Genomic DNA, 21,191 nt, shown 5'->3' on the forward strand with positions numbered 1-21,191 from the left:
CATTTCGGATGGATTGTAACTTTATTTTGAAAAAGAAAACGAAACACTGTTTATGTTTATATGGAAAGTAAATAAAGTTTCGTATCTTCTTCATAAATGTTGATGAAATAGAAATTTATCGATTTTAGATTTAGAGAAATTTCCTCAAATGGCTTCCCCTTCTTTTTCCTTATATGGATCGGCTCAAAATAAATCTTTTTGGTAAATGTGCCATCACCATTGTAAAAAACTTTTGTATTCTCTGTCCGTTCCTCAATGATTTCCCCTCGTTTAAGGTTAATTTTAGGGGTCGGGACTTTTGACGGTAAATGACTTTCAGTAGAGTTGTTGTCTTTAGAATGAATGGTTTCTGCGAAAACGTCTAAAGGAACGGATGAGAAAAATAACAGATTCACAATTGCCCATATCAACCATTTTTTTAAACGACTAATTTTCATATAATTCCTCCTTTTCAATAATTTGTTAAATTGATTATACCCTGAATCCGTGACAAAACATCTTTACAATGGTCGCAAACCGTTGATACGATAAGGGAAAACGACGTTGACGATTCTTCATCAAGTAGGTGATGTGATGAAAGATTTCCCGATTCGGTTTGTATTGACAGATGAAGCGATTACCCCAAGTGCTGGGCTTGCTCTCGTTGGCTACTTACTCCATCGAACGAAACTGGATAAACGGGTAAACGCACTTCGGCTTCCAACGGTTCGTCGAGAAGTGCACATTTCCCATAGCGATGTCATTCGCTCGATGATTGGCTTGCTTGCCACAGGAAAAACGGATTTCGATCATATCGAAGCGTATCGTCAGGACGATATCTTTTCGGCATCGATGGGGATTCAGCACGTGCCTTCCTCTCCAACCTTGCGACAACGACTCGATCAGCTCGCTTGTCTTCCGATGACCGAAACGATTCTTTGGGAGGAGTCCATACGTCTGTTGATTCAACGACATGCCACTTTGTCCCCTTGTTGGACCAAAGGAAAGACGACATGGCTTCCCCTTGATATAGATGGTTCCCCATTTGACAACTCCGATACGAAAAAAGAAGGAGTCAGTCGAACGTATAAAGGATTTGACGGTTTTACACCGTTGTTTGCGTATGCAGGGAAGGAAGGGTATCTCGTTCATGCCGAGTTGCGTCCAGGGAAACAACATGTGCAAGACAACATGCCCTCGTTTTTAGTCACCGCTATCCGTCGAGCTCGTCAACTGACTTCATCTCGTCTGCTTGTTCGCATGGATGCAGGAAACGATGCAGAAGCGAATGTGCACGTATGCCTAAAGGAAGACGTGGACTTTGTCATCAAGCGAAACTTACGCCGAGAATCGAAAGCGCTTTGGTTCCAGATCGCTTCGCAAAAGGGCAAACGTGTCGATGATGGACAAAGCGAAGGAGTACAAACCTATGAGCTATGCCTTCCACAGAAGGCAGCGATCGATGGAAACACGTATACGTACGTTCAAGTCACCCAAGTGACGGAACGGACGATGGAACGCAATGGACAGCTGATGCTCGTTCCTGATTATGAAGTGGAAAGCTATTGGGTGCGGCTCAAAGGATACGAGCATGTTCGAATGAGCGATGTGCTCGCGTTGTATCATGACCATGCGACATGCGAACAGTTTCATAGCGAACTGAAGAGCGACTTAGATTTAGAGCGGCTTCCATCTGGGAAGATGAAAACGAATGCGCTCGTGTTGGTCATGGGAGCCTTCGTTTACAATCTTCTTCGTCTGATTGGACAAGATCTATTAAGCGATCCGAGACATCCGTTGCACCACAAAGTGAAACGCCGCCGCATCAAGACGATTATTCAGACGGTGATCACGATGGCAGGGCGACTCGTCCGTCGATCACGACAGATCTGGATGAAACTGACGCGAAGGAGTGGCTATAGCGAGCCCCTACTGAACGTCTATCAGAAATGGAGAGAGGTAAGATAACGAACGAATGTTCGGGCACTGATGTCCAACGTCACTCCCTGTGCTTTTTTGTCTATTTTTTTGGTTCGTATACCTAAAAAAGAGATTTGTTCCATTTTCGGAAATAGAGATGACATAGGTCATAAGCATAAAAAGGGTTTTATGGATTATCAATCCATCAAAATTACAACAAAATCAAAGTCGATTTCAATTCATCACGGATTCAGGTATACTTTATAAAAACTAGATTTAGGTACATTTTTTGACATACAAAATTCTGTATTTTTCGACAAATTTTGCTTCTTTTGTACGAAAAAACCCCCCTTCAATGAATAAATTAATTCCATTCAATTGAAGGGGGGTGCTTTTGACTTATTTAATAGAATACGGGTATGAGCGGTGGTCGTTTAGAATCACTCGCCCGTATATTTTCCAATTGATTTTAATAGGCCCCTAAAGTGTGAGCAGAGGCATATGATTATTTGAAATGAATTAAGAAATATTTCTTTTTGCCCCGGCGGATCACAGCAAATTGACCTTCGATGATGTCTTTTTCAGACACAATATAATCAAGCTCCTGCACCCGTTCGCCGTTAATGTAAATCGCACCGTTTCCGATGTCTTCTCTTGCCTGCCGTTTCGATGGAGAAATTTTCGCCTGAACCAATAAATCGACTAATCCGATTTCATTTTCGGTCGTTTCATACGAAGGCACATCTTTAAAGCCTTGTTTTATTTCTTCTGCTGTTAAAGCTTTTATATTGCCGCTGAACAGCGCTTCGGAAATTTTGACTGCCTGTTTGAGTGCTTCTTCGCCATGGACAAGCTTTGTCACTTCTTCCGCTAACGCTTTTTGCGCAGACCGTTTTTCAGGAGTATTTTTCACTTCTTCTGCCAATTGTTCAATTTCTTCTTTTGATAAGAAAGTAAAATATTTTAAATATTTGATGACATCCCGGTCATCGGTATTGATCCAAAATTGATAAAATTCGTAAGGCGATGTTTTTTCTTTATCGAGCCAGATGGCTCCTCCTTCCGTTTTGCCGAATTTTGTGCCGTCGGCTTTCGTGACGAGCTGGAGTGTAAGACCGTATGCTTTCGCATTTTCTTCCGTTTTTCGAATTAGTTCAAGTCCTGACGTAATATTTCCCCATTGGTCGCTTCCGCCGATTTGCAAGCGGCAATCATAGGTTTGGTACAGCTTTAAAAAATCGTACGATTGCAAAATCATGTAGCTGAATTCCGTAAAGGAAATGCCCGTTTCAATTCTTGACTGCACGGTTTCTTTCGCCAGCATATAGTTTATGCCAAAGCTTTTGCCGATATCGCGCAAAAATGTGATGACATCCAATGGCCCGATCCAATCGTAGTTGTTGGCCAAAATGGCCGGATTCCCTTCTTTTTCAAAATCCAAAAAGCGGGAAAGCTGTTCCTTAATGCGTTCTGACCACTGCTTCACCGTTTCTTTTTCATTTAATGTTCTTTCCTGTTTTTTTCCGCTTGGATCGCCGATCAAGCCTGTTGCGCCGCCAACAAGAGCAATCGGTTGATGACCTGCCTCTTGAAATCTTTTTAACGTTAAAATCGGCAGCAAATGCCCGATATGAAGGCTGTCTGCCGTCGGGTCAAAACCGCAGTACAGCTTCACCTGTTCCTCTGACAACAATTTATCTAATCCTTCTTCATCCGTTACTTGATTAATGAGTCCGCGATATTTTAAATCTTCTAGCAAAGCATTCATCAAACCCACTCCTTTTCAAATTTTATCCAAATAAAAAACGCCCCTTCATGAAGGGACGTATAATTACGCGGTACCACCCTGCTTAAGAACATTTGCATGTTCTTCACTCATTCTGATAACGGCTAAAACCGTCCTTTGCTACTTCACTTTCACAAAGAATGCTCATGGAGGTAATTCACAAAGCATTTATGTGCTGATTCGCACCGGCCATCAGCTCTCTGAAACAGGGAAATGCCTGCTACTTTCTCCAATCAACGCTCAAGTATTTTTTTCATTAATAAACATTTTTAGCATAATTGACATCCTTTGTCAACTAAGATTAGAACAGAGGGCGTCAACCGGAGAAAAAAATATGCTATAATAAACTAGATTTTGTAGAGGGATGATGAAAAATGGAGAAATGGTACGAATTTTTTAGGAAGGTAAGCTCCTTTTATCATAAGCACCAGCAAAAAATGGTCATTGCCTATAACGTAACATGGAACTTATTTCTTTTACTATTAGTTATCGGTTTAATAGGCTTCTCCTTTATCGGAGGATTAGGAGCTGGTTATTTTGCATCGCTTGTAAAAGATGAGCCGATCCGTTCCGAAAAAGAATTGGAAAAAGACATTTACGATTATTCTGAAACAACGAAAGTGTACTTTGCAGACAATGTCTATTTAGGGAAAATTCGCACAGATCTTGAACGTGAAAAAATCAAAATTGATCAAATTTCCGAGCATTTAAAACATGCAATTGTTGCAGTGGAGGACGAATATTTTTACGAGCATAAAGGGATTGTCCCAAAGGCGATCATGCGGGCGATTTTCCAGGAGTTCTCAAACTCTTCTGTCAGAACCGGCGGAAGCACCCTCACACAGCAATTAATTAAAAACCAAATATTGACCAACGAAGTGTCATTTGAAAGAAAAGCAAAAGAAATCCTGCTAGCATTGAGATTAGAAAAATATTTTACGAAAGATCAAATATTAGAAGCCTATTTAAATGTATCATCATTTGGACGAAACAGCTCCGGAAGAAACATTGCAGGCGTGCAGGCTGCAGCGCAGGGGATTTTTGGCATAGATGCGAAAGACTTATCGATACCGCAGGCAGCTTTTATCGCTGGTCTCCCTCAAAATCCTTTTGCTTATACACCGTTCACAAAGGACGGAGAAGTAAAAGAAGATTTACAGCCTGGTATAAACCGAATGAAAACCGTCCTAAGAAAAATGTTTGCAGAAGGATATATTACAAAAAAAGAATATGAAGAAGCACTTAAGTTTGATTTAAAGGCTCATTTAGCCAAAAAGAAAAAACCTGATATTGAGCAATATCCTTGGATTATATACGAAGTTGAAAAAAGAGTGAAGGATATACTGGCTGAGCAGCTAGCGAAAAAAGACGGTCACAAGCTGGAGGATCTCCGAAAAAATAATAAAGAGCTGTTTAATCGATACATGGCGCTGGCCGATCAAGACATGAGACAAAACGGCTACAACATTCATACGACCATTGACAAGAAAATTTATGACAAAATGCAAGAGGTTGTCAAAAACTACAAGTATTACGGAAGTCCAAAGCTTGAAAAGAAAAAAGATCCTGAAACAGGCAAGACCGTAACCATCGAGGAACCGGTTGAAGTCGGCGCTGTTTTAATCGAAAACAAAACTGGAAAAATTATCTCCTTTGTTGGCGGCCGTGATCATAACAGGGAGCAGACAAACCATGCTACAAGAGCATTAAGACCAAACGGTTCAACAATGAAACCGCTCGCTGTCTATGCACCCGCGATGGAAATGGGCATCGTCCAGCCGGGAACTGTTGTGGCAGATCTTCCATTTTCAATCGGGAAATATCAGCCGAAAAACTATGGAGGCGGCTATCACGGATTAACAAGTATTCGAACAGCATTGAAACATTCATATAACATTCCGGCGGTAAAAACCTATGCAAAAATTATTTCGCAAAATCCGGTATCCTATTTAGAAAAAATGGGATTTAGTTCACTTGCTCAAGAAGATTACAGTTCATTCTCCCTCGCTCTTGGGGCAATGACTTACGGAGTAACCGTGGAGGAAAACGTAAACGCCTTTTCAACATTTGCCAATAACGGTGAATTTGTCGACGCCTACATGATTGAAAAAATTGAAACACAAGACGGAAAAGTTATATATCAACATAACAGCAAGAAAGAGAAGGTCTTTTCCCCTCAAACAGCCTATTTAATGATTGATATGATGCGGGATGTCATTCAAAGCGGAACGGCTTCCTCTTTAAAAAGGTATCTATCATTTCAATCTGATTGGGCTGGAAAAACAGGAACTGGGCAGGATTATCGGGATGCATGGTTTGTTGCTGTAAATCCTAATGTATCCTTCGGCACATGGATCGGTTATGACACGCCGAAAAGGCTGGAAACGACCTACAAAGGTTTGACCTACAGTAATAGAAATATATTGCTTTGGGCAAAATTAATGAACGCCGCATACAGCGTCAAACCTGACTTAATAGATCCTAACACTTCCTTTAAAATGCCTAAAGGAATTGTTTCAAGATCGTATTGCGCCCTCTCTGGGGATCTGCCTTCTGAATTATGTAAGAAAGCTGGACTCGTTCAAACTGACTTGTATAACGCTAAATTTCTGCCGAATAAAGTGGATAAAAGCTTGGCGTACGGCAAATTTGTTTTAGTAGACAACGTAGCCTATCAAGTGCCGGCAAATGCACCGGCTGAATTCGTCCAGGAAGGGCCTCTGCTGAAAAAAGAAGTATTGAATAATCTTGGGATTTCAGACGTGTCCCAATTGACTAAACTTCTGCCTAGCGGAGTTAATTTAGAGGCTTTGACGTTGACCGGCAATAGGGTTCTTCAGGATAATGGCAAAGCTCCTTCTAAAGTGCCCGCTGTAAAGCTTAGCGGAACAACATTATCCTGGAGCAAAAGCGGTGAATATGATGTTATCGGGTACAGGGTTTATGCAGCTCCATCTAATTCAAATAGTTTCAAAAAAATTGCCAGTATACCTGCAAAAAATAACTTAAGCATCTCAGTCGGAAAATCTCCTGCCTCCTATTACGTCGTTGCAGTTGATGTGGCAGGAAAAGCGTCTCCTCCTTCAGCCATTGTAAAAACGGCGCAATCTGGAAAAACAGAGCCGCAGCAAAAACCGAAGCAGACGGCAAATGCAAGACAATAGGCGAATGGAAAAGATGCATTAAACGATCAATAAAGTAGACGAAACAGAAAAAACAGCCCAGCAAAACTTGCTTTCACCCAATAAATATTTAAAAAGGACCGCACGTGGTCCTTTTTATCTTTTACTGGCTAGTGTGACGGCAGCTTTTTTAAGAAAACATAGCTTACTTTATTGTATCGCATTTTTTCTTCATAGAAGCGGTGTGCGTCAACGCGCTGCAAGCCGGAAGATAAAGAAACAATATTATAGCCATTTTCTACAGCATATTGATGAACATACGTTAAAAGCTTTTCACCGTATCCTTTTGATCGTTCTTCAGGCAATGTCACTAAATCACAAACCCAAAAGAAACGCCCGTAGTATAAAGTGATCATTGGCATAAATCCGATGATGGCAACCATTTTATTATGATCGTAAAGAGCAACTAATTGATATCCTTCCTTTTGTTTAGCTTCAAGCACCAATTCAAGAAATGATTGTTCATCAAGATGAGTCCACAAATGTTTCATCACTGAAAATCCTTCTAAAATTTCCTCTTTCGTTCGCAATTCTTTCAATAAAAGGGATGATTCCATAAGCCTCTCTCCTATTTCCATTTTTAGCGTTTATTTTATCAATCTATTATTAATGCCTGAACCGCCAATAACAAAGCCGCAAGCCTATTTACTAGACTTACGGCTTCTATTATTTTTAATCTTCCAACGTCGACAAGTCACCTGTTGGCAAGTTAAGCTCCCATGCTTTCAAAACGCGGCGCATAATTTTTCCGCTTCGAGTTTTCGGCAGTTTTTCGCAAAATTCTATTTCCCGTGGCGCTGCATGTGCTGCCAGCCCTTTTTTAACAAACTGGCGAATATCCTCTTTCAAATCTTCTGATGCTTCATAGCCGCTGCGCAATGCAACGAACGCTTTAATAATTTCTCCTCGAACAGGGTCCGGCTTGCCGATAACTCCAGCTTCCGCTACAGCAGGATGTTCAACAAGCTTGCTTTCTACTTCGAACGGTCCGACCCGTTCGCCGGAAGTCATAATGACGTCATCAACCCGTCCCTGGAACCAAAAATATCCATCTTCATCCATATAAGCGGAGTCCCCAGATACATACCAGTCGCCGATAAAATAAGATTCATATTTTTCAGGATTATTCCAAATTGCTTGCATCATGGAAGGCCAGCCTTTTTTAATTGCTAGATTCCCCATTCGGTTTGGAGGCAATTCATTTCCATGATCGTCAATAATTGCTGCTTTTACGCCGGGGATCGGCTTGCCCATTGATCCAGGCCGGATATCCATACACGGATAGTTGCAAATAAGATGCCCGCCTGTTTCCGTCATCCACCAAGTATCATGAATGCGCTTATTAAATACTTTCATTCCCCAGCGAATAACTTCAGGATTTAAAGGTTCTCCGACACTTAAAATATGGCGCAGAGAGCTTAAATTATATTTTTTCACCAATTCGTCTCCTGCACTCATCAGCATCCGAAACGCTGTTGGAGCGCTGTACCAGACAGTGACACCGTATTTTTCGATTGTTTCATACCAATAATCAGGGCTGAATCTGCCTCCAACAATAACATTTGTAACACCTAGGAGCCACGGACCAAAAATACCATAAACTGTCCCGGTTACCCATCCAGGGTCTGCCGTACACCAATAAATATCTTCTTCCTTCAAGTCAAGAACCCATTTTGCTGTTTGATAATGCTGAATCATCGCATTATGGACATGGAGAACGCCTTTCGGTTTTCCTGTTGATCCGGAAGTATAAAGCAAAAGAAGTCCGTCTCTCCGATCCACCCATTCAATTTCCAAATCTTTGCTTGCATTTTCAAAATGAGCAAAGAAATCGATTATTTTTCCTTCTTCTTTTACATCTTCTCCAACAACCACCACATGTTTGAGCGCAGGCAATTCATCAATTGGAACTCTTGGCAGCAGCTCTTTTGTTGTTACAATCACTTTTGCCTCACTATCTTCCAAACGATCCTTTACCGCGCTCTCCATAAACGCTTCAAATAAAGGGCCTACAATAGCTCCCAGTTTAATTGCGCCCAAAATGACAAAATAAAGCTCTGGACTTCTAGGCATAAATACGAAAACCCGATCACCTTTTTGAAGGTCGGTATACTGTTTTAAAACATTCGCAGCTTTATTGGAGAGCTCTTTCATCTCTTCAAACGTATACTTTTCGTCACGATTCGCATCGCGATAATAAAGTGCGACTTTATTTTTTTTGGCCCCATCTGCATGACGGTCAATCGCCTCATAAGCCGCATTGATTTTCCCAGTTTTACTCCATGAAAAATTCTCCTCTACTTCTTTCCAGTCAAAGCTTGCATATGCTTCCTCATAGTTTGCTAAGTTGTGGTTTCCTTTTATTGCTGGTAGCGCTTCCACTTTCATCGAAGTACCCCCCTAAAAATTAGTATATTTGTTTATCATTATATAACTTTTTATTCCATTTCGCAATTTTGTAAAAATTTTTTACAAAACAAATCCGATTATGTTCGACAATTCCTGTATAATATGAATAGGTTATTAGATTGGTAGGCGGTGTAATGAATGGAACATAAAAAAACATATCATGCCAAAGAAATTGAAACTCCAAATGGAACGGTGATTGTCGAAGGGCCAATTCCCCCCGATAAACTGGCAGGCTATAAATTTCATGAGGATTTAACAGCTTTCCGTCCTGCACCAAGGCAGCACAAAGCGCTTGTAGAAATTGCCAAGCTTCCTGAAGGACGGATTATTATTGCCAGAAAAGACGAAACAATCATCGGGTATGTTACATTTTTATACCCTGATCCTCTAGAACGATGGTCTGAAGGAAAGATGGAAAATTTAATTGAGCTAGGAGCCATTGAAGTGATTCCAGAATTTCGCGGATGTGAAATCGGAAAAAATTTATTGATTGTTTCGATGATGGATGATGCAATGGAAGATTACATCATTATTACAACGGAATATTATTGGCATTGGGATTTAAAGGGAACTGGCTTAAATGTATGGGAGTATAGAAAAATGATGGAAAAAATGATGAATGCAGGCGGTCTTGAATGGTATGCAACAGATGATCCAGAAATTTGCTCTCATCCTGCAAACTGTCTAATGGTTCGTATTGGAAAAAGGGTAGATAACGAATCGATTCAGAAATTCGACCAATTAAGGTTTACAAACAGATTTTTGTATTAATCGCCATGCTATTCTTGGAAAGGGGATGGATAACATGATTATTGAAAAAATCATGCAAAAAAACGTACTCACGCTTTCTCCGGATCACTCGATCCAAGATGCTATAAACTTAATTAAAAAAGCTAGAATCAAGCATATTCCGATCATCAGCGAAGAGAATACCCTTATTGGCATTATATCAGACAGAGATATTCGCGATGCTGCTCCTTCTATATTAAGTAAAAATGAAAAATTGGATGCGCTTTTATACAAGCCAGTTAAAGACATTATGAAAACCGATGTCATAACCGGACACCCTCTTGATTTTGTTGAAGATGCTGCTACGATTTTTTATGAGCATAAAATCAGCTGCCTCCCCATTACTACAAATGGAAAGCTTGTCGGAATTATTACCAAAACAGATGTTTTGCATACGTTTGTAAAGTTGACTGGATCCCATCAGCCCAGCTCCCGAATTGAAGTAAGAGTTCCCAATATAACCGGAATGCTTTCAGAAGTCGCAACAGTATTTCATAATGCAAAAGTAAACATTTCCAGCGTTTTTGTGTATCCAGAAGAAAACGAAAAATTCAAAACACTAGTTTTTCGGGTGCAGACGATGAATCCAATGGGGCTTATTACTGAGCTTGAGAAAAAAGGTTATACCGTTGTATGGCCTCATATGATGGGGGAATAACATGAAAGACAGCGTGTTTATTTATTCCCCTTTATTTTTAAATTATAAATTTAGTAATAAGCACCCATTCAACCAGCTGCGAGTAGAATTAACAGTTGATTTGCTAAAAAAATTGAAAGCGCTTGAAGATGATGAAATAGTTGAACCAAGATTTGCAACAGATGAGGAGCTGGAGCTTATTCATGATGCCAGCTATATTCGTGCAGTAAAACAGGCAGGGGAAGGAAAGCTGTCTGAGCATGAAGCTTTAAACTACGGACTTGGTACGGAAGATACACCTATTTTTCAAAACATGCATCAGGCCAGTTCTCTTATTGTTGGCGCGACATTAACAGCAGTTGATCATGTCATGATGGAAAAATCGAAGCATGCTTTAAATTTAGGCGGAGGTCTTCATCACGGCTTCAGGGGGAAAGCGTCTGGATTTTGTATATATAATGACAGCGCAGTGGCGATTAAATATATTATCGAAAAATATGGGGCAAGGGTGCTGTACATTGACACGGATGCGCATCACGGAGATGGTGTTCAATGGTCGTTTTATGATGAGCCAAACGTTTGCACACTATCTATTCATGAAACTGGGCGATATTTATTTCCTGGGACAGGAACAGTTCATGAGCGGGGACAAGGTTCTGGATACGGTTTTGCCTTTAATATTCCGTTAGATGCATTTACCGAAGATGAATCATGGCTAAAAGTTTACAAAGAGGCCGTTACAGAAGTTGCAGAGTACTTTAAGCCTGATGTCATCGTCACTCAAAACGGAGCTGATGCCCACTATTTTGATCCACTAACTCATCTTCACGCCAGCATCAATATTTACCGGGAAATTCCGAAGCTTGCACATGAAATTGCCCATAGCTACTGCGATGGAAAATGGATAGCTGTCGGCGGAGGAGGCTACGATATTTGGCGGGTTGTTCCAAGAGCTTGGTCGCTCATTTGGCTGGAGATGAAAAATTTAAGCTGCAAAGCACAAGGGGCTCTTCCGAAAGAATGGCTGGAAAAATGGCAGGAGAAATCTCCCGTTGAATTAATCCCAACATGGGAAGATCCCGATCCGTTATATCAACCGATTCCAAGGAAAAAAGAAATTGAAGAAAAAAACAATCACACTCTTGAATTGGCTCTGCAATTCATCCGGCAGCAAAGGGAATATAATGCAAAAAAAAATGTTAACGGCCAAACTTTTTAAAAAAGCTTGGCCGTTTTTTCTTCAGCTTAAAAAGATTATGATTTTGTCGATTGCCGAATTTCAATACGATGCGGGAGTTCAACAATATGATTATCTACTTCCTCTTTGTTCATCAATTTTGTTAACAGGCGCATCGCAACCGCACCGATATCGTAAGACGGTTGGACAACGGTTGTTAATCGCGGACGAACCATAGTCGCCAAACGAGTATTGTCAAAGCCGATGACATCAAAATCTTTCGGAATTTCATAGCCTTTATCTTGAGCGGCATGAATCACGCCCAATGCCATTTCGTCCGTTCCAACAAAGATTGCAGTCGGTTTTGGCGACAGCTCCAACACTTTGTCAAATGCTTCAATCCCGGATTCGTAGGAATAATCTCCTTCTACTACAAATTGTTCATCGTATTTGATCCCTGCCTCTTCAAGTGCACGTATGTATCCTTTAAGTTTTTTCACTTTATTCACAGGCTCTTCCATCGGCCCGGATACATAGGCAATATGTTTGTGTCCTTTATCGATTAAAAACTTAACCGCATCATAGGCTGCCTGTTCATAATTGATATTAACAGAAGGCAGTTCATTGTTCTCATCAAAAGTTGATGCAAGCACAATAGGAACCGGTGAACGTTTAAATTCTTCCACATGCTCCTCTGTAATATTGCCGCTCATAAATACAATTCCATCCACTTGTTTCCCTAAAAGGGTGTTAAGCAAATGCAATTCTTTTTCTTTATTTTGGTCAGAATTGCTTAAAATAATATTATATTTATACATCGTTGCGATGTCTTCAATCCCGCGAGCCAATTCTGAATAAAATGTGCTTGATACATCCGGTATAACAACACCTACAGTCGTCGTCTTTTTGCTAGCCAGCCCTCTTGCGACCGCATTTGGCCGATAGCCGAGACGCTCAATCGCTTCCAATACTTTCTTTCTAGTTGTCGGCTTTACATTCGGGTTGCCGTTTACAACTCGTGAAACTGTCGCCATTGAAACGTTCGCTTCACGTGCAACATCATATATCGTCACATTATTCATGATCAACACTCCTCATCTAAATGATCTATATCAAATAAGTACAGTCTCTTCCGTATAACTCTTATCATACGATACAAAGCATTCGTCCGCAATGTGCTTGGCGTGTTTTCTTATATTTTTACCTTTTTCGTTAAAAAAATATGTTCATTAAAGTATATCCTTCATTAAATAATGTAAACGATCTACGCAAAAAAAGGAACCTTAAAAGGCTCCTTTTTTAAAAATAGACGATATTCAATTAGGCATTTACTTTCGCTAATGGTCTTAATTCAGAAATAAACTGATTGAATTGCTCAATATTCATTTGCTGCGCAGAATCTGACAAAGCTACTTCCGGATCCGGATGAACTTCAGCCATAATACCGTCTGCCCCAATAGCAAGAGCAGCTTTTGCAGCAGGAATTAGAAGGTCTTTCCGGCCTGTTGAATGAGTGACATCAACTAATACAGGCAAATGTGTTTCCTGTTTTAAAATCGGAACTGCTGTAATGTCCAGCGTGTTTCTTGTAGCGCGTTCATACGTGCGAATTCCGCGTTCACAAAGAATGATTTGATCGTTACCTCGAGAAATAATGTATTCCGCAGCATTCATAAATTCTGATAACGTTGCAGAAAGACCGCGTTTTAACAATACAGGCTTGCGAACAGATCCTGCTGCTTTTAACAATTCAAAGTTTTGCATGTTCCGTGCCCCGATTTGGATGACATCGATGTAATCAAGGGCCACATCAATATCTTGAGGCGACACAATTTCACTAATAACTGCCATATCAAACTCATCAGCAATTCTTTTTAAAATTTTTAAGCCTTCAATGCCTAAACCTTGGAAATCATATGGTGATGTTCTAGGTTTAAATGCACCGCCTCTTAGAAGCTTCAAGCCTTGTTTCTTCGCTGCTTCCGCAACAGCAGCTACTTGCTCATAGCTTTCTACCGCACAAGGACCGACAACAAAGTATTGGCTGCCATCTCCGATTTTTTCGCCTTTGACGTCAACGATTGTATTCTCTTTCTTTTTCTTTCTTGATACTAACAATGCTTTGCGATGATCGTCCTCTTGAAGCTCTAATGCCGCTTTAAATATTTCCTTAAAAATATGCTGTAAAGTGGAATCTTCAAATGGACCATTATTATGTTCTTTTATCAAATCGAGCATTTTTCGTTCACGGACAGGATCATATCGGTTAACTCCTTGCGCTTCTTTCGCTTTCCCAATTTCTTGAACAAGCTTGCCTCGCTCGTTAATTAATTTTAAAATTTGCAAATTGATTTCATCAACCCGTTCCCTAAGCGCTTCTAATTCTGTATTGCTCATTTTTTCCACCCTTTCACATCCGTCAAAATTTTAAGCATTTGATTTTAATTAGGGTTTATTATAAACCATATTCCTTGAAATGTCACTAAAAATTTCTTTATCGATTAAACGCTTTTAAGCGGTAAAGTGTTTATTTTTTTCAAAATATTTTCTTCAGTTCTTCACAAGTCATTTCCCAATGATCATCATGCCAGATAAAATTATTATACAATTTTTGGGGGATTTATGTTTCATTTATATTATGTTTCAGTTATGGAATCGGACAATTCTTGTACATGTAAACTAAATGATTTGGGCTTTGGCAATCAGCAGCAAAAGCTTAAAATTCTTGAAAACCTTGCCGGCTGATGGACTTGTAACACTGTTCGAAAAATATTCCCCATGAAAATTTTCACGCTCTTTTCCTCTATTCGCTGCCTATTTTCCTGTAAACGAAAATCATCGGCTTGTTTGCCGATGATGATTGTCTTGCCAAACCTATGACTTTGTTTCTTTATTGTTTTCGCTTTGAAGCTCTTCATCTGAGGCTTGTGAAGTGTCAGTCAAATTTTCTGTTTTCTGACTTTGTTCGTCGTCAAGCTCGGTGTCAGCGGATTCTGAAGGATTTTCTTTTTCAGAAATTTCATTTTCATTGCTTCGTTCCTTTATTTTTTTTACCAAGCCCTCAGACTGCTCTTGGATTTTCTGTTGAATATTTTGTGATTTTTCTTTTGCCAAGCTGATAAACTGTACTCCTTTTTCATATGCTTCGCTTGTAATTTTTGATGTTTTTTCCTTCACTTTTCCCGCCTGACCATTAAAATTTTCGCGAAGCTCTTTTCCTGACTTTGGCGTAAGCAATAATGCGGAAGCTGCCCCAACAACAGCGCCTATAATAGAACCTATTATGAACCCTTTTTTATTCGTGCTTTTTTTTGACATGTTTGCGCCTCCTGTTTTTTAAGTAAAATTAATTAATCAGTTTGCTTCTTTGATCGTTTTCTCTGCTTTACTTTATCAATCAATTCCATCACAGCATTTGTCCACTGGATGGCTTGAGCAACTTTTTCTTCATTTTTTTCCAATTGTCCAGTTACACTCGCTGAAACTTTTTTCATAGACCGATTAAATTGTTGAATGGATGTTCCAATCTCTTTTACGGCATCCACCACTGAGTTGACCTTCTCAGATTTTTTCTGAATGTCTTCCGCCAATTGGTTTGTTTTATGAAGCAAATCTGTTGTTTCTTTTGTAATGCCCTCCACCTGCTTTTCAAGGCCCGCAAGCGTCCCGGCTACTTGATCGAGTGTAATGCGCAGAGATTTTAATGTTTTGGCTAAATAAACAACTAACACTGTAAAAGCTACGGCTATTAGCGCAATGCTTGCATATAATATGAATTCCAACTGCTGCACCTCCAAGTAAAACCAATAATACAATTCCCTAATTTTTCGGAATGCAAACATAAAATCTGCAATCATTTATCTATTCGACATTTTGTCAATTGAATCCTTTCGATCATATCAAAAATAGAACAAGTTTTAAATCCAATCAGGAAACGCTACAATATTATTGTATAACGAAAAAAAAGGAGGCCGGCAAGTTGAAAGATCCAAGAATCGAAAAATTGGCAAAAATTTTAATTCATTATTCATGCCAACTGCAAAAAGGCGAAAAAGTGCTTATTGAAAACTTTGGTCTTGAGAAGGAGCTTGTGATTGCTCTCATCCGCGAGGCTTACAAAGCTGGCGGGCATCCGTTTGTTTCCATTAAAGATCATCAAATAAACCGAGCTTTATTGCTTGGAGGACAAGAAGAACAATTCGAAATGATGGCTGATTTCGAAGCAAATGTCATGAAAGAAATGGACGCATACATAGGCCTCAGATCAGGCAAAAACATTAATGAATTTGCTGACGTTCCAGAAGAAAAAATGAAGCTGGAAGGCAGAACAATCGGGCAAAAGGTGCATCGTGAAATCCGCGTTCCGAAAACAAAATGGGTGGTTCTCAGATACCCGAATGAATCCATGGCACAGCTTGCAAAAATGAGCACAGAAGCGTTTGAAGACTTTTATTTTAATGTCTGCACTCTTGATTACGAAAAAATGGATAAAGCGATGGATGCGCTTGTTGAACTGATGAACAAAACTGACAAAGTACATATTAAAGGTCCTGGCACTGATTTGACTTTTTCAATCAAAGATATTCCTGCGATTAAATGTGCAGGACGCATGAATATTCCTGACGGTGAAGTATTTACAGCGCCTGTTAAAAATTCTGTGAACGGTACCATTACGTTTAATACGCCTTCTCCGTACCAAGGATTTACATTTGAAAATGTTCGGTTAACATTTAAAGACGGAAAAATCATTGATGCGTCAGCTAATGATACAAAACGATTAAACAGCATTTTGGATACAGATGAAGGAGCAAGATATATCGGTGAATTCGCCATCGGTGTCAATCCATACATCCTTCACCCGATGCAGGACATTCTGTTTGACGAAAAAATCGCTGGAAGCTTCCACTTTACACCAGGGCAATGCTACGATGAAGCGTATAATGGCAACCATTCCAATATCCACTGGGATTTGGTCGTCATTCAGCGTCCGGAATATGGAGGCGGAGAAATTTATTTTGACGACGTATTGATCCGAAAAGACGGACTGTTTGTCATTCCGGAATTGGAGCAGCTAAATCCTGAGAATTTAAAATAGTGCATTCTTCGCTATAAAAACAAAACGACTGTAACATTTTTTGTTACAGTCGTTTTGTTTTAAACACACAGCTTTTCATAGGCATCTTGATATTTTTGAATATCTCCTGCACCCATGAATAAAATAACGCTGCTTTCATGCTTTTTCAAAACTTTAATGTTCGTCTCATCGATTAACTCTGAATGTTCAATTTGCGCCTGCAAATCTTTAATCGTGAGGTTCCCTATGTTTTCACGGGCAGAGCCAAAAATTTCGCATAAGTATACTTTGTCGGCGCTTTTTAAACTATCCGCAAACTCATTAAGAAATGACTGTGTTCTTGAAAAGGTATGAGGCTGAAAAACAGCAACAATTTCCCGGTCAGGATATTTTTGCCGCGCAGCTTCAATTGTTGCTTTTATTTCCGTAGGATGATGGGCGTAATCGTCAATCAGCACTTGTCCTCCGAAATTTTTGGCGCTGAATCTTCTTTTTACGCCTTTAAACGTTTTGACGCGCTCCTGAATAACATCAATTCCAATATTTTCGTATTGGCATAACGTAATAACCGCCAGCGCATTTAGAACGTTGTGATCCCCGAATGCAGGAATTTCAAACGTGCCGTAAAACGTATTCCGAATATATACATCAAATACAGTTCCCGTTGTGCTTTTCACCACATTTCTCGCTTGAAAATCGTTTTCCTCATGAAAACCGTAATATAATACCGGAACTTTCGCTTGTATTTCCTGTAAACGCTCATCATCTCCGCAAGCGATAATTCCTTTTTTCACTTGTAAAGCCATTTGCTGAAATGCTGAAAAAACATCATCCAGATCACGATAATAATCAGGGTGGTCAAAATCAATGTTCGTCATAATCGCATAATCCGGATGATAGGATAGAAAATGGCGCCGGTATTCACATGCTTCAAAGACAAAATATTTGCTGTTTTGAACTCCTTTTCCCGTTCCGTCTCCAATCAAGTATGAGGTAGGAAAAGCACCTTGCATAACATGAGACAGTAAACCGGTTGTAGATGTTTTACCGTGCACGCCAGTTACCGCTATGCTTGTGAATTTGTTCATCAATTCCCCTAAAAATTTGTGATAGCGGTAAACCGGCAATTGAAGTCTCTTTGCTTCTTCAATCTCCTCGTGTGTATCTGGAAAAGCATTACCAGCTATTACAGTTAAACCAGGGTGAATGTTATTTTTCGAAAAAGGAAATATTTGAATTCCCCGTTCCTCCAAGCCTTTTTGTGTAAAAATATATTTTTCAATATCAGATCCTTGTACATTTTCATTCATATCATGAAGGATTTGAGCTAAAGCACTCATCCCTGTTCCTTTTATGCCAACAAAATGATAAGCAGTCATATAAGAACCTCCAACAATCGTCTATCTGTAAAATAATATATGACGAATGACTAGTTTTGCAACTATAATATTTATTTCCTGCAAGCTTCATAACGCAATATTGTATACTTTTAGTGTTTCCTAATTGAAAGCAACGTATATCGTTTTAAATCGGCATTGCCAAAATCAGCCCAACATTTTAATAATATCATGTTCAGTACATCTCAACTACTCTCTTTTATTGTTTTCAATTGTTCTTCTGACACTAGCACGTCTCGCGGCTTGCTTCCTTTCGGCGGGGAAATGATCCCCTGCTCCTCCATTAAATCAATCAATCTGGCCGCTCTATTATAACCGATTCGAAAACGGCGTTGAAGGCTTGAAGCCGAAGCATGCCCCTGCTCTACAACAAACTCGCAGGCTTCATAAAAAAGATCATCTTCTTCTGCTTGGAAATTTGTTTTCGCAAGCAATTCCTCTTGTTTAAACAAATAATTGGGCGCCATCTGGTTTTTTACATGGTGAACGACGCGATCAATTTCATCATCAGAAACAAAAGTTCCTTGAACTCTTACCGGTTTTGCAGAACCGTTTTCTAAAAACAGCATGTCTCCTCTTCCTAGGAGTCTTTCTGCACCGGAAGTATCAAGAATCGTTCTTGAATCTATTTGCGATGATACGGAAAATGCTATTCTTGTAGGAATATTCGCCTTTATTAAACCGGTTATAACATCAACAGACGGTCTTTGTGTGGCAATTAATAAATGGATGCCGCAAGCTCTCGCTTTTTGGGCAATCCGGCAAATCGCCTCCTCCACATCGTTCGGCGAAACCATCATTAAATCAGCGAGCTCGTCAATCACAATCACGATGTACGGCAATCGTTTCTCCTTTTCCTTGTCGCCGACCCGTTCATTAAATTTCTCGATATCTCGAACGCCTACATGGGCAAATAATTCATACCTTCTTTCCATTTCATCTACCGCCCATTTCAGTGCAGCAGTAGCTGCTTTTACATCCGTAATAACAGGGCTGACGAGATGAGGTATGCGGTTATACGGTGCAAGCTCCACCATTTTTGGATCAATGAGGAGCATTTTCACATCATTTGGAGTTGCTTTATAGAGCAGGCTGACTAAAATCGTATTGATACAAACGCTTTTTCCTGACCCTGTAGCTCCCGCAATCAAACCATGCGGCATTTTTTTCAAATCCGTCACAATCGGCTCCCCTGAAATGCTGAGGCCCAGAGCAACCGTTAACGGAGAGCGGTTGGCTTGAAAAGCTTTCGACCGTAAAATCTCTCTTAAAAAAACCGTTTTGCTTTTCCGGTTTGGCACCTCAATCCCTATTGTGTTTTTCCCCGGTATCGGAGCCTCAATCCGGATGTCTTTTGCAGACAAGCTTAATTTAATATCGTCTATCAAGTTAGTTATCTTGCTCACTTTTACGCCGGGTTCAGGGTGAACCTCAAACCTCGTGACGGAAGGTCCTTGTGACACATTGACCACTTTTGCATTGACATGAAAATTTTGCAGCGTAAGATCGAGCAAATTCTTTTGCTTTTCTATCCACTGATCATCCGCTTCTTCCTCAAACGGCTGAACGTTCAGGAGGGTGAGCGGCGGAAACAAATAATTTTGCCGTTTTTCCTTTACTTCAAGCTTTCGTTTATCTTGCCCAAACATAATGACATTATATGGAATAATTGTCTTTTCGTTTTGATTTGATGAAAGCTTTCCTCTGGAAACAGGCTTTCGTCTGTCATCGGACTTTTTCTCTAAATGCTTTGGATCCGCTTCCTGTTTTAGGCTCGTCTCCTGTTTTGGACCCTCCTCCTGATTTAGATCTGTTCCTTGTTTTAGATCTGTCTCCTGTTTTAGATTCGTCCCCTGCTTTAGAACTGTCTCTTGTTTTAGATCCGTCTCCTGATTTAGACCTGTCCACTGTTTTAGATTCGTCTCTTGCTTTGATCCCGTCTCCTGGTTTAGATCCGTCCACTGTTTTAGATTCGTTTCTTGCTTTGATTCCATCTCCTGGTTTAGATCCGTCCACTGTTTTAGATTCGTCTCTTGCTTTGATTCCGTCTCCTGGTTTAGACCTGTCCACTGTTTTAGATTCGTCTCTTGCTTTGAATCCATCTCCAGCTTTGAAGCCTCGACCGATTGAGCTTCCTCAGCTTCCCGCTGTTTATCCTCCGAAGGCGGTACTGTTATTTCAAAATATGAATCCTCAGCTTCGTGATCTTGTGTTTTTGATATTTCTTTTTCATAATCGTTTTCATATTCTATCATTTCATTTATTTCTATTTCTTCTGCTGCAGCAAACTCCCTTTGCACTTCTTTTTGTTTTTCCAGATCATTGATGAAAATATCATGTACGTCTATGTCCGTCTGTTGCTGATATCGCTCTTCAATTTTTTTGAAAAATAAATCATCTCTATTCCTTGGTCCAAATCCAAAAATCGGTGAAGGGATTTCCGTTGGCTGAAAAGATTTTCTTTCCTTTTGTACGCCTTGTGCACTATTCAGTCGAGACTGCTTGCGTTCAGAAGATGTTTTTGCTTTTGATTTTGCCGCATCCGCTGGGCGTCTCGTTTCTCGCAATGTTTCATCATCGGATATTAGCGGAAACCGAAAGTTTCCTTTCGGATATTGATATGTAACTCTAGCTTGCATCTCTAATCTATCGTCAGTTAATGATTGATCTTTTATTTTTTCAGTAGAATTGTTTTTATCTATCTTTCTTTCATATTCTTCTTCCTGATTATCGAAAAACAACCGCAACAGTTTTGACAACCAGCTCATCTATGATCACTCTTTCATTCATTCTAATCTCATCCTATATTTTATCAATAAAAATACTTTTTGGAAGTTTAAA

Annotated in this window: 16 protein-coding genes and 1 other annotated feature; of the genes, 6 read left to right on the plus strand and 10 right to left on the minus strand. The window is 39.9% G+C overall.

Going from position 1 to position 21,191, the window contains the following annotated elements; genetic code table 11:
- Positions 1-56: 56 nt before the first annotated feature.
- Positions 57-437 (minus strand): hypothetical protein, encoded by a 381-nt coding sequence (locus tag NSU02_RS15085; protein ID WP_339193229.1) that lies wholly within the window; start codon positions 435-437, stop codon positions 57-59.
- 136 nt (positions 438-573) lie between these two features.
- Between NSU02_RS15085 and NSU02_RS15090 the strand changes: the two genes are divergently transcribed.
- Positions 574-1,947: an IS1380-like element ISGsp2 family transposase gene (locus NSU02_RS15090; RefSeq protein ID WP_339195758.1), complete on the plus strand. Its 1,374-nt coding sequence runs from the start codon at positions 574-576 to the stop codon at positions 1,945-1,947.
- A 457-nt stretch (positions 1,948-2,404) separates the two neighbouring features.
- On the opposite strand, the gene tyrS is transcribed toward NSU02_RS15090, so the two are convergent.
- Positions 2,405-3,667: a tyrosine--tRNA ligase gene (gene tyrS / locus NSU02_RS15095; RefSeq protein WP_339193230.1), complete on the minus strand. Its 1,263-nt coding sequence runs from the start codon at positions 3,665-3,667 to the stop codon at positions 2,405-2,407.
- Between the two features lie 48 nt (positions 3,668-3,715).
- Positions 3,716-3,931: a binding site (T-box leader), on the minus strand.
- Positions 3,932-4,059: 128 nt separating this feature from the next.
- Here tyrS and NSU02_RS15100 point away from each other — a divergent pair.
- A complete protein-coding gene (locus NSU02_RS15100; protein ID WP_311066403.1) occupies positions 4,060-6,849 on the plus strand; it encodes a transglycosylase domain-containing protein in 2,790 nt (929 codons plus the stop codon).
- A gap of 128 nt (positions 6,850-6,977) precedes the next feature.
- Here NSU02_RS15100 and NSU02_RS15105 read toward each other — a convergent pair whose 3' ends face one another.
- Complete coding sequence (locus NSU02_RS15105) at positions 6,978-7,424, minus strand: GNAT family N-acetyltransferase (protein WP_339193231.1); 447 nt, start codon at positions 7,422-7,424, stop codon at positions 6,978-6,980.
- Positions 7,425-7,539: 115 nt separating this feature from the next.
- Complete coding sequence (gene acsA, locus NSU02_RS15110; RefSeq protein ID WP_339193232.1) at positions 7,540-9,255, minus strand: acetate--CoA ligase; 1,716 nt, start codon at positions 9,253-9,255, stop codon at positions 7,540-7,542.
- Positions 9,256-9,414: 159 nt separating this feature from the next.
- On the opposite strand from acsA, the gene NSU02_RS15115 reads away from it, so the two are divergent.
- From NSU02_RS15115 to NSU02_RS15125, 3 genes are read left to right on the plus strand one after another with little or no spacing between them, the layout of a single operon-like run.
- Positions 9,415-10,047, plus strand: a complete 633-nt coding sequence (locus NSU02_RS15115; RefSeq protein WP_066248879.1) for a GNAT family N-acetyltransferase — start codon at positions 9,415-9,417, stop codon at positions 10,045-10,047.
- 34 nt (positions 10,048-10,081) lie between these two features.
- Positions 10,082-10,723 carry an acetoin utilization AcuB family protein gene (locus NSU02_RS15120; protein WP_339193233.1) on the plus strand — a complete coding sequence of 214 codons (642 nt, stop codon included), beginning with the start codon at positions 10,082-10,084 and terminating at the stop codon, positions 10,721-10,723.
- 1 nt (position 10,724) lies between these two features.
- The gene (locus NSU02_RS15125; RefSeq protein ID WP_339193234.1) at positions 10,725-11,921 is read left to right on the plus strand and encodes an acetoin utilization protein AcuC; all 1,197 of its coding nucleotides are present in this window, start codon (positions 10,725-10,727) and stop codon (positions 11,919-11,921) included.
- A gap of 35 nt (positions 11,922-11,956) precedes the next feature.
- On the opposite strand, the gene ccpA is transcribed toward NSU02_RS15125, so the two are convergent.
- From ccpA to NSU02_RS15145, 4 genes are all read right to left on the minus strand, one after another.
- Positions 11,957-12,961 (minus strand): catabolite control protein A, encoded by a 1,005-nt coding sequence (gene ccpA / locus NSU02_RS15130; RefSeq protein ID WP_066248881.1) that lies wholly within the window; start codon positions 12,959-12,961, stop codon positions 11,957-11,959.
- A gap of 238 nt (positions 12,962-13,199) precedes the next feature.
- Positions 13,200-14,276 carry a bifunctional 3-deoxy-7-phosphoheptulonate synthase/chorismate mutase gene (locus NSU02_RS15135; RefSeq protein ID WP_063387336.1) on the minus strand — a complete coding sequence of 359 codons (1,077 nt, stop codon included), beginning with the start codon at positions 14,274-14,276 and terminating at the stop codon, positions 13,200-13,202.
- Between the two features lie 477 nt (positions 14,277-14,753).
- Positions 14,754-15,197 (minus strand): YtxH domain-containing protein, encoded by a 444-nt coding sequence (locus tag NSU02_RS15140; protein ID WP_339193235.1) that lies wholly within the window; start codon positions 15,195-15,197, stop codon positions 14,754-14,756.
- Between the two features lie 32 nt (positions 15,198-15,229).
- Positions 15,230-15,661 (minus strand): DUF948 domain-containing protein, encoded by a 432-nt coding sequence (locus NSU02_RS15145; protein WP_063387334.1) that lies wholly within the window; start codon positions 15,659-15,661, stop codon positions 15,230-15,232.
- 197 nt (positions 15,662-15,858) lie between these two features.
- On the opposite strand from NSU02_RS15145, the gene NSU02_RS15150 reads away from it, so the two are divergent.
- Complete coding sequence (locus tag NSU02_RS15150; RefSeq protein WP_066248885.1) at positions 15,859-16,974, plus strand: aminopeptidase; 1,116 nt, start codon at positions 15,859-15,861, stop codon at positions 16,972-16,974.
- 59 nt (positions 16,975-17,033) lie between these two features.
- Here NSU02_RS15150 and murC read toward each other — a convergent pair whose 3' ends face one another.
- Together murC and NSU02_RS15160 are read right to left on the minus strand one after the other, a co-directional pair.
- Positions 17,034-18,332: a UDP-N-acetylmuramate--L-alanine ligase gene (murC, locus tag NSU02_RS15155; RefSeq protein ID WP_063387332.1), complete on the minus strand. Its 1,299-nt coding sequence runs from the start codon at positions 18,330-18,332 to the stop codon at positions 17,034-17,036.
- Between the two features lie 203 nt (positions 18,333-18,535).
- Entirely contained in the window at positions 18,536-21,118 is a 2,583-nt protein-coding gene (locus NSU02_RS15160) for a DNA translocase FtsK (protein WP_339193236.1), read from the minus strand.
- Positions 21,119-21,191 lie beyond the last annotated feature (73 nt).

This window comes from Aeribacillus sp. FSL W8-0870 (assembly GCF_037963755.1).
Classification (GTDB): Bacteria; Bacillota; Bacilli; order Bacillales; family Aeribacillaceae; genus Aeribacillus; species Aeribacillus composti.

Coding starts and splice junctions, on each gene's coding strand:
- NSU02_RS15085 (WP_339193229.1), bottom strand. CDS start 437: ATGAAAATTAGTCGTTTAAAAAAATGGTTGATATGGGCAATTGTGAAT.
- NSU02_RS15090 (WP_339195758.1), top strand. CDS start 574: ATGAAAGATTTCCCGATTCGGTTTGTATTGACAGATGAAGCGATTACC.
- tyrS (WP_339193230.1), bottom strand. CDS start 3,667: ATGAATGCTTTGCTAGAAGATTTAAAATATCGCGGACTCATTAATCAA.
- NSU02_RS15100 (WP_311066403.1), top strand. CDS start 4,060: ATGGAGAAATGGTACGAATTTTTTAGGAAGGTAAGCTCCTTTTATCAT.
- NSU02_RS15105 (WP_339193231.1), bottom strand. CDS start 7,424: ATGGAATCATCCCTTTTATTGAAAGAATTGCGAACGAAAGAGGAAATT.
- acsA (WP_339193232.1), bottom strand. CDS start 9,255: ATGAAAGTGGAAGCGCTACCAGCAATAAAAGGAAACCACAACTTAGCA.
- NSU02_RS15115 (WP_066248879.1), top strand. CDS start 9,415: ATGGAACATAAAAAAACATATCATGCCAAAGAAATTGAAACTCCAAAT.
- NSU02_RS15120 (WP_339193233.1), top strand. CDS start 10,082: ATGATTATTGAAAAAATCATGCAAAAAAACGTACTCACGCTTTCTCCG.
- NSU02_RS15125 (WP_339193234.1), top strand. CDS start 10,725: ATGAAAGACAGCGTGTTTATTTATTCCCCTTTATTTTTAAATTATAAA.
- ccpA (WP_066248881.1), bottom strand. CDS start 12,961: ATGAATAATGTGACGATATATGATGTTGCACGTGAAGCGAACGTTTCA.
- NSU02_RS15135 (WP_063387336.1), bottom strand. CDS start 14,276: ATGAGCAATACAGAATTAGAAGCGCTTAGGGAACGGGTTGATGAAATC.
- NSU02_RS15140 (WP_339193235.1), bottom strand. CDS start 15,197: ATGTCAAAAAAAAGCACGAATAAAAAAGGGTTCATAATAGGTTCTATT.
- murC (WP_063387332.1), bottom strand. CDS start 18,332: ATGACTGCTTATCATTTTGTTGGCATAAAAGGAACAGGGATGAGTGCT.
- NSU02_RS15160 (WP_339193236.1), bottom strand. CDS start 21,118: ATGAGCTGGTTGTCAAAACTGTTGCGGTTGTTTTTCGATAATCAGGAA.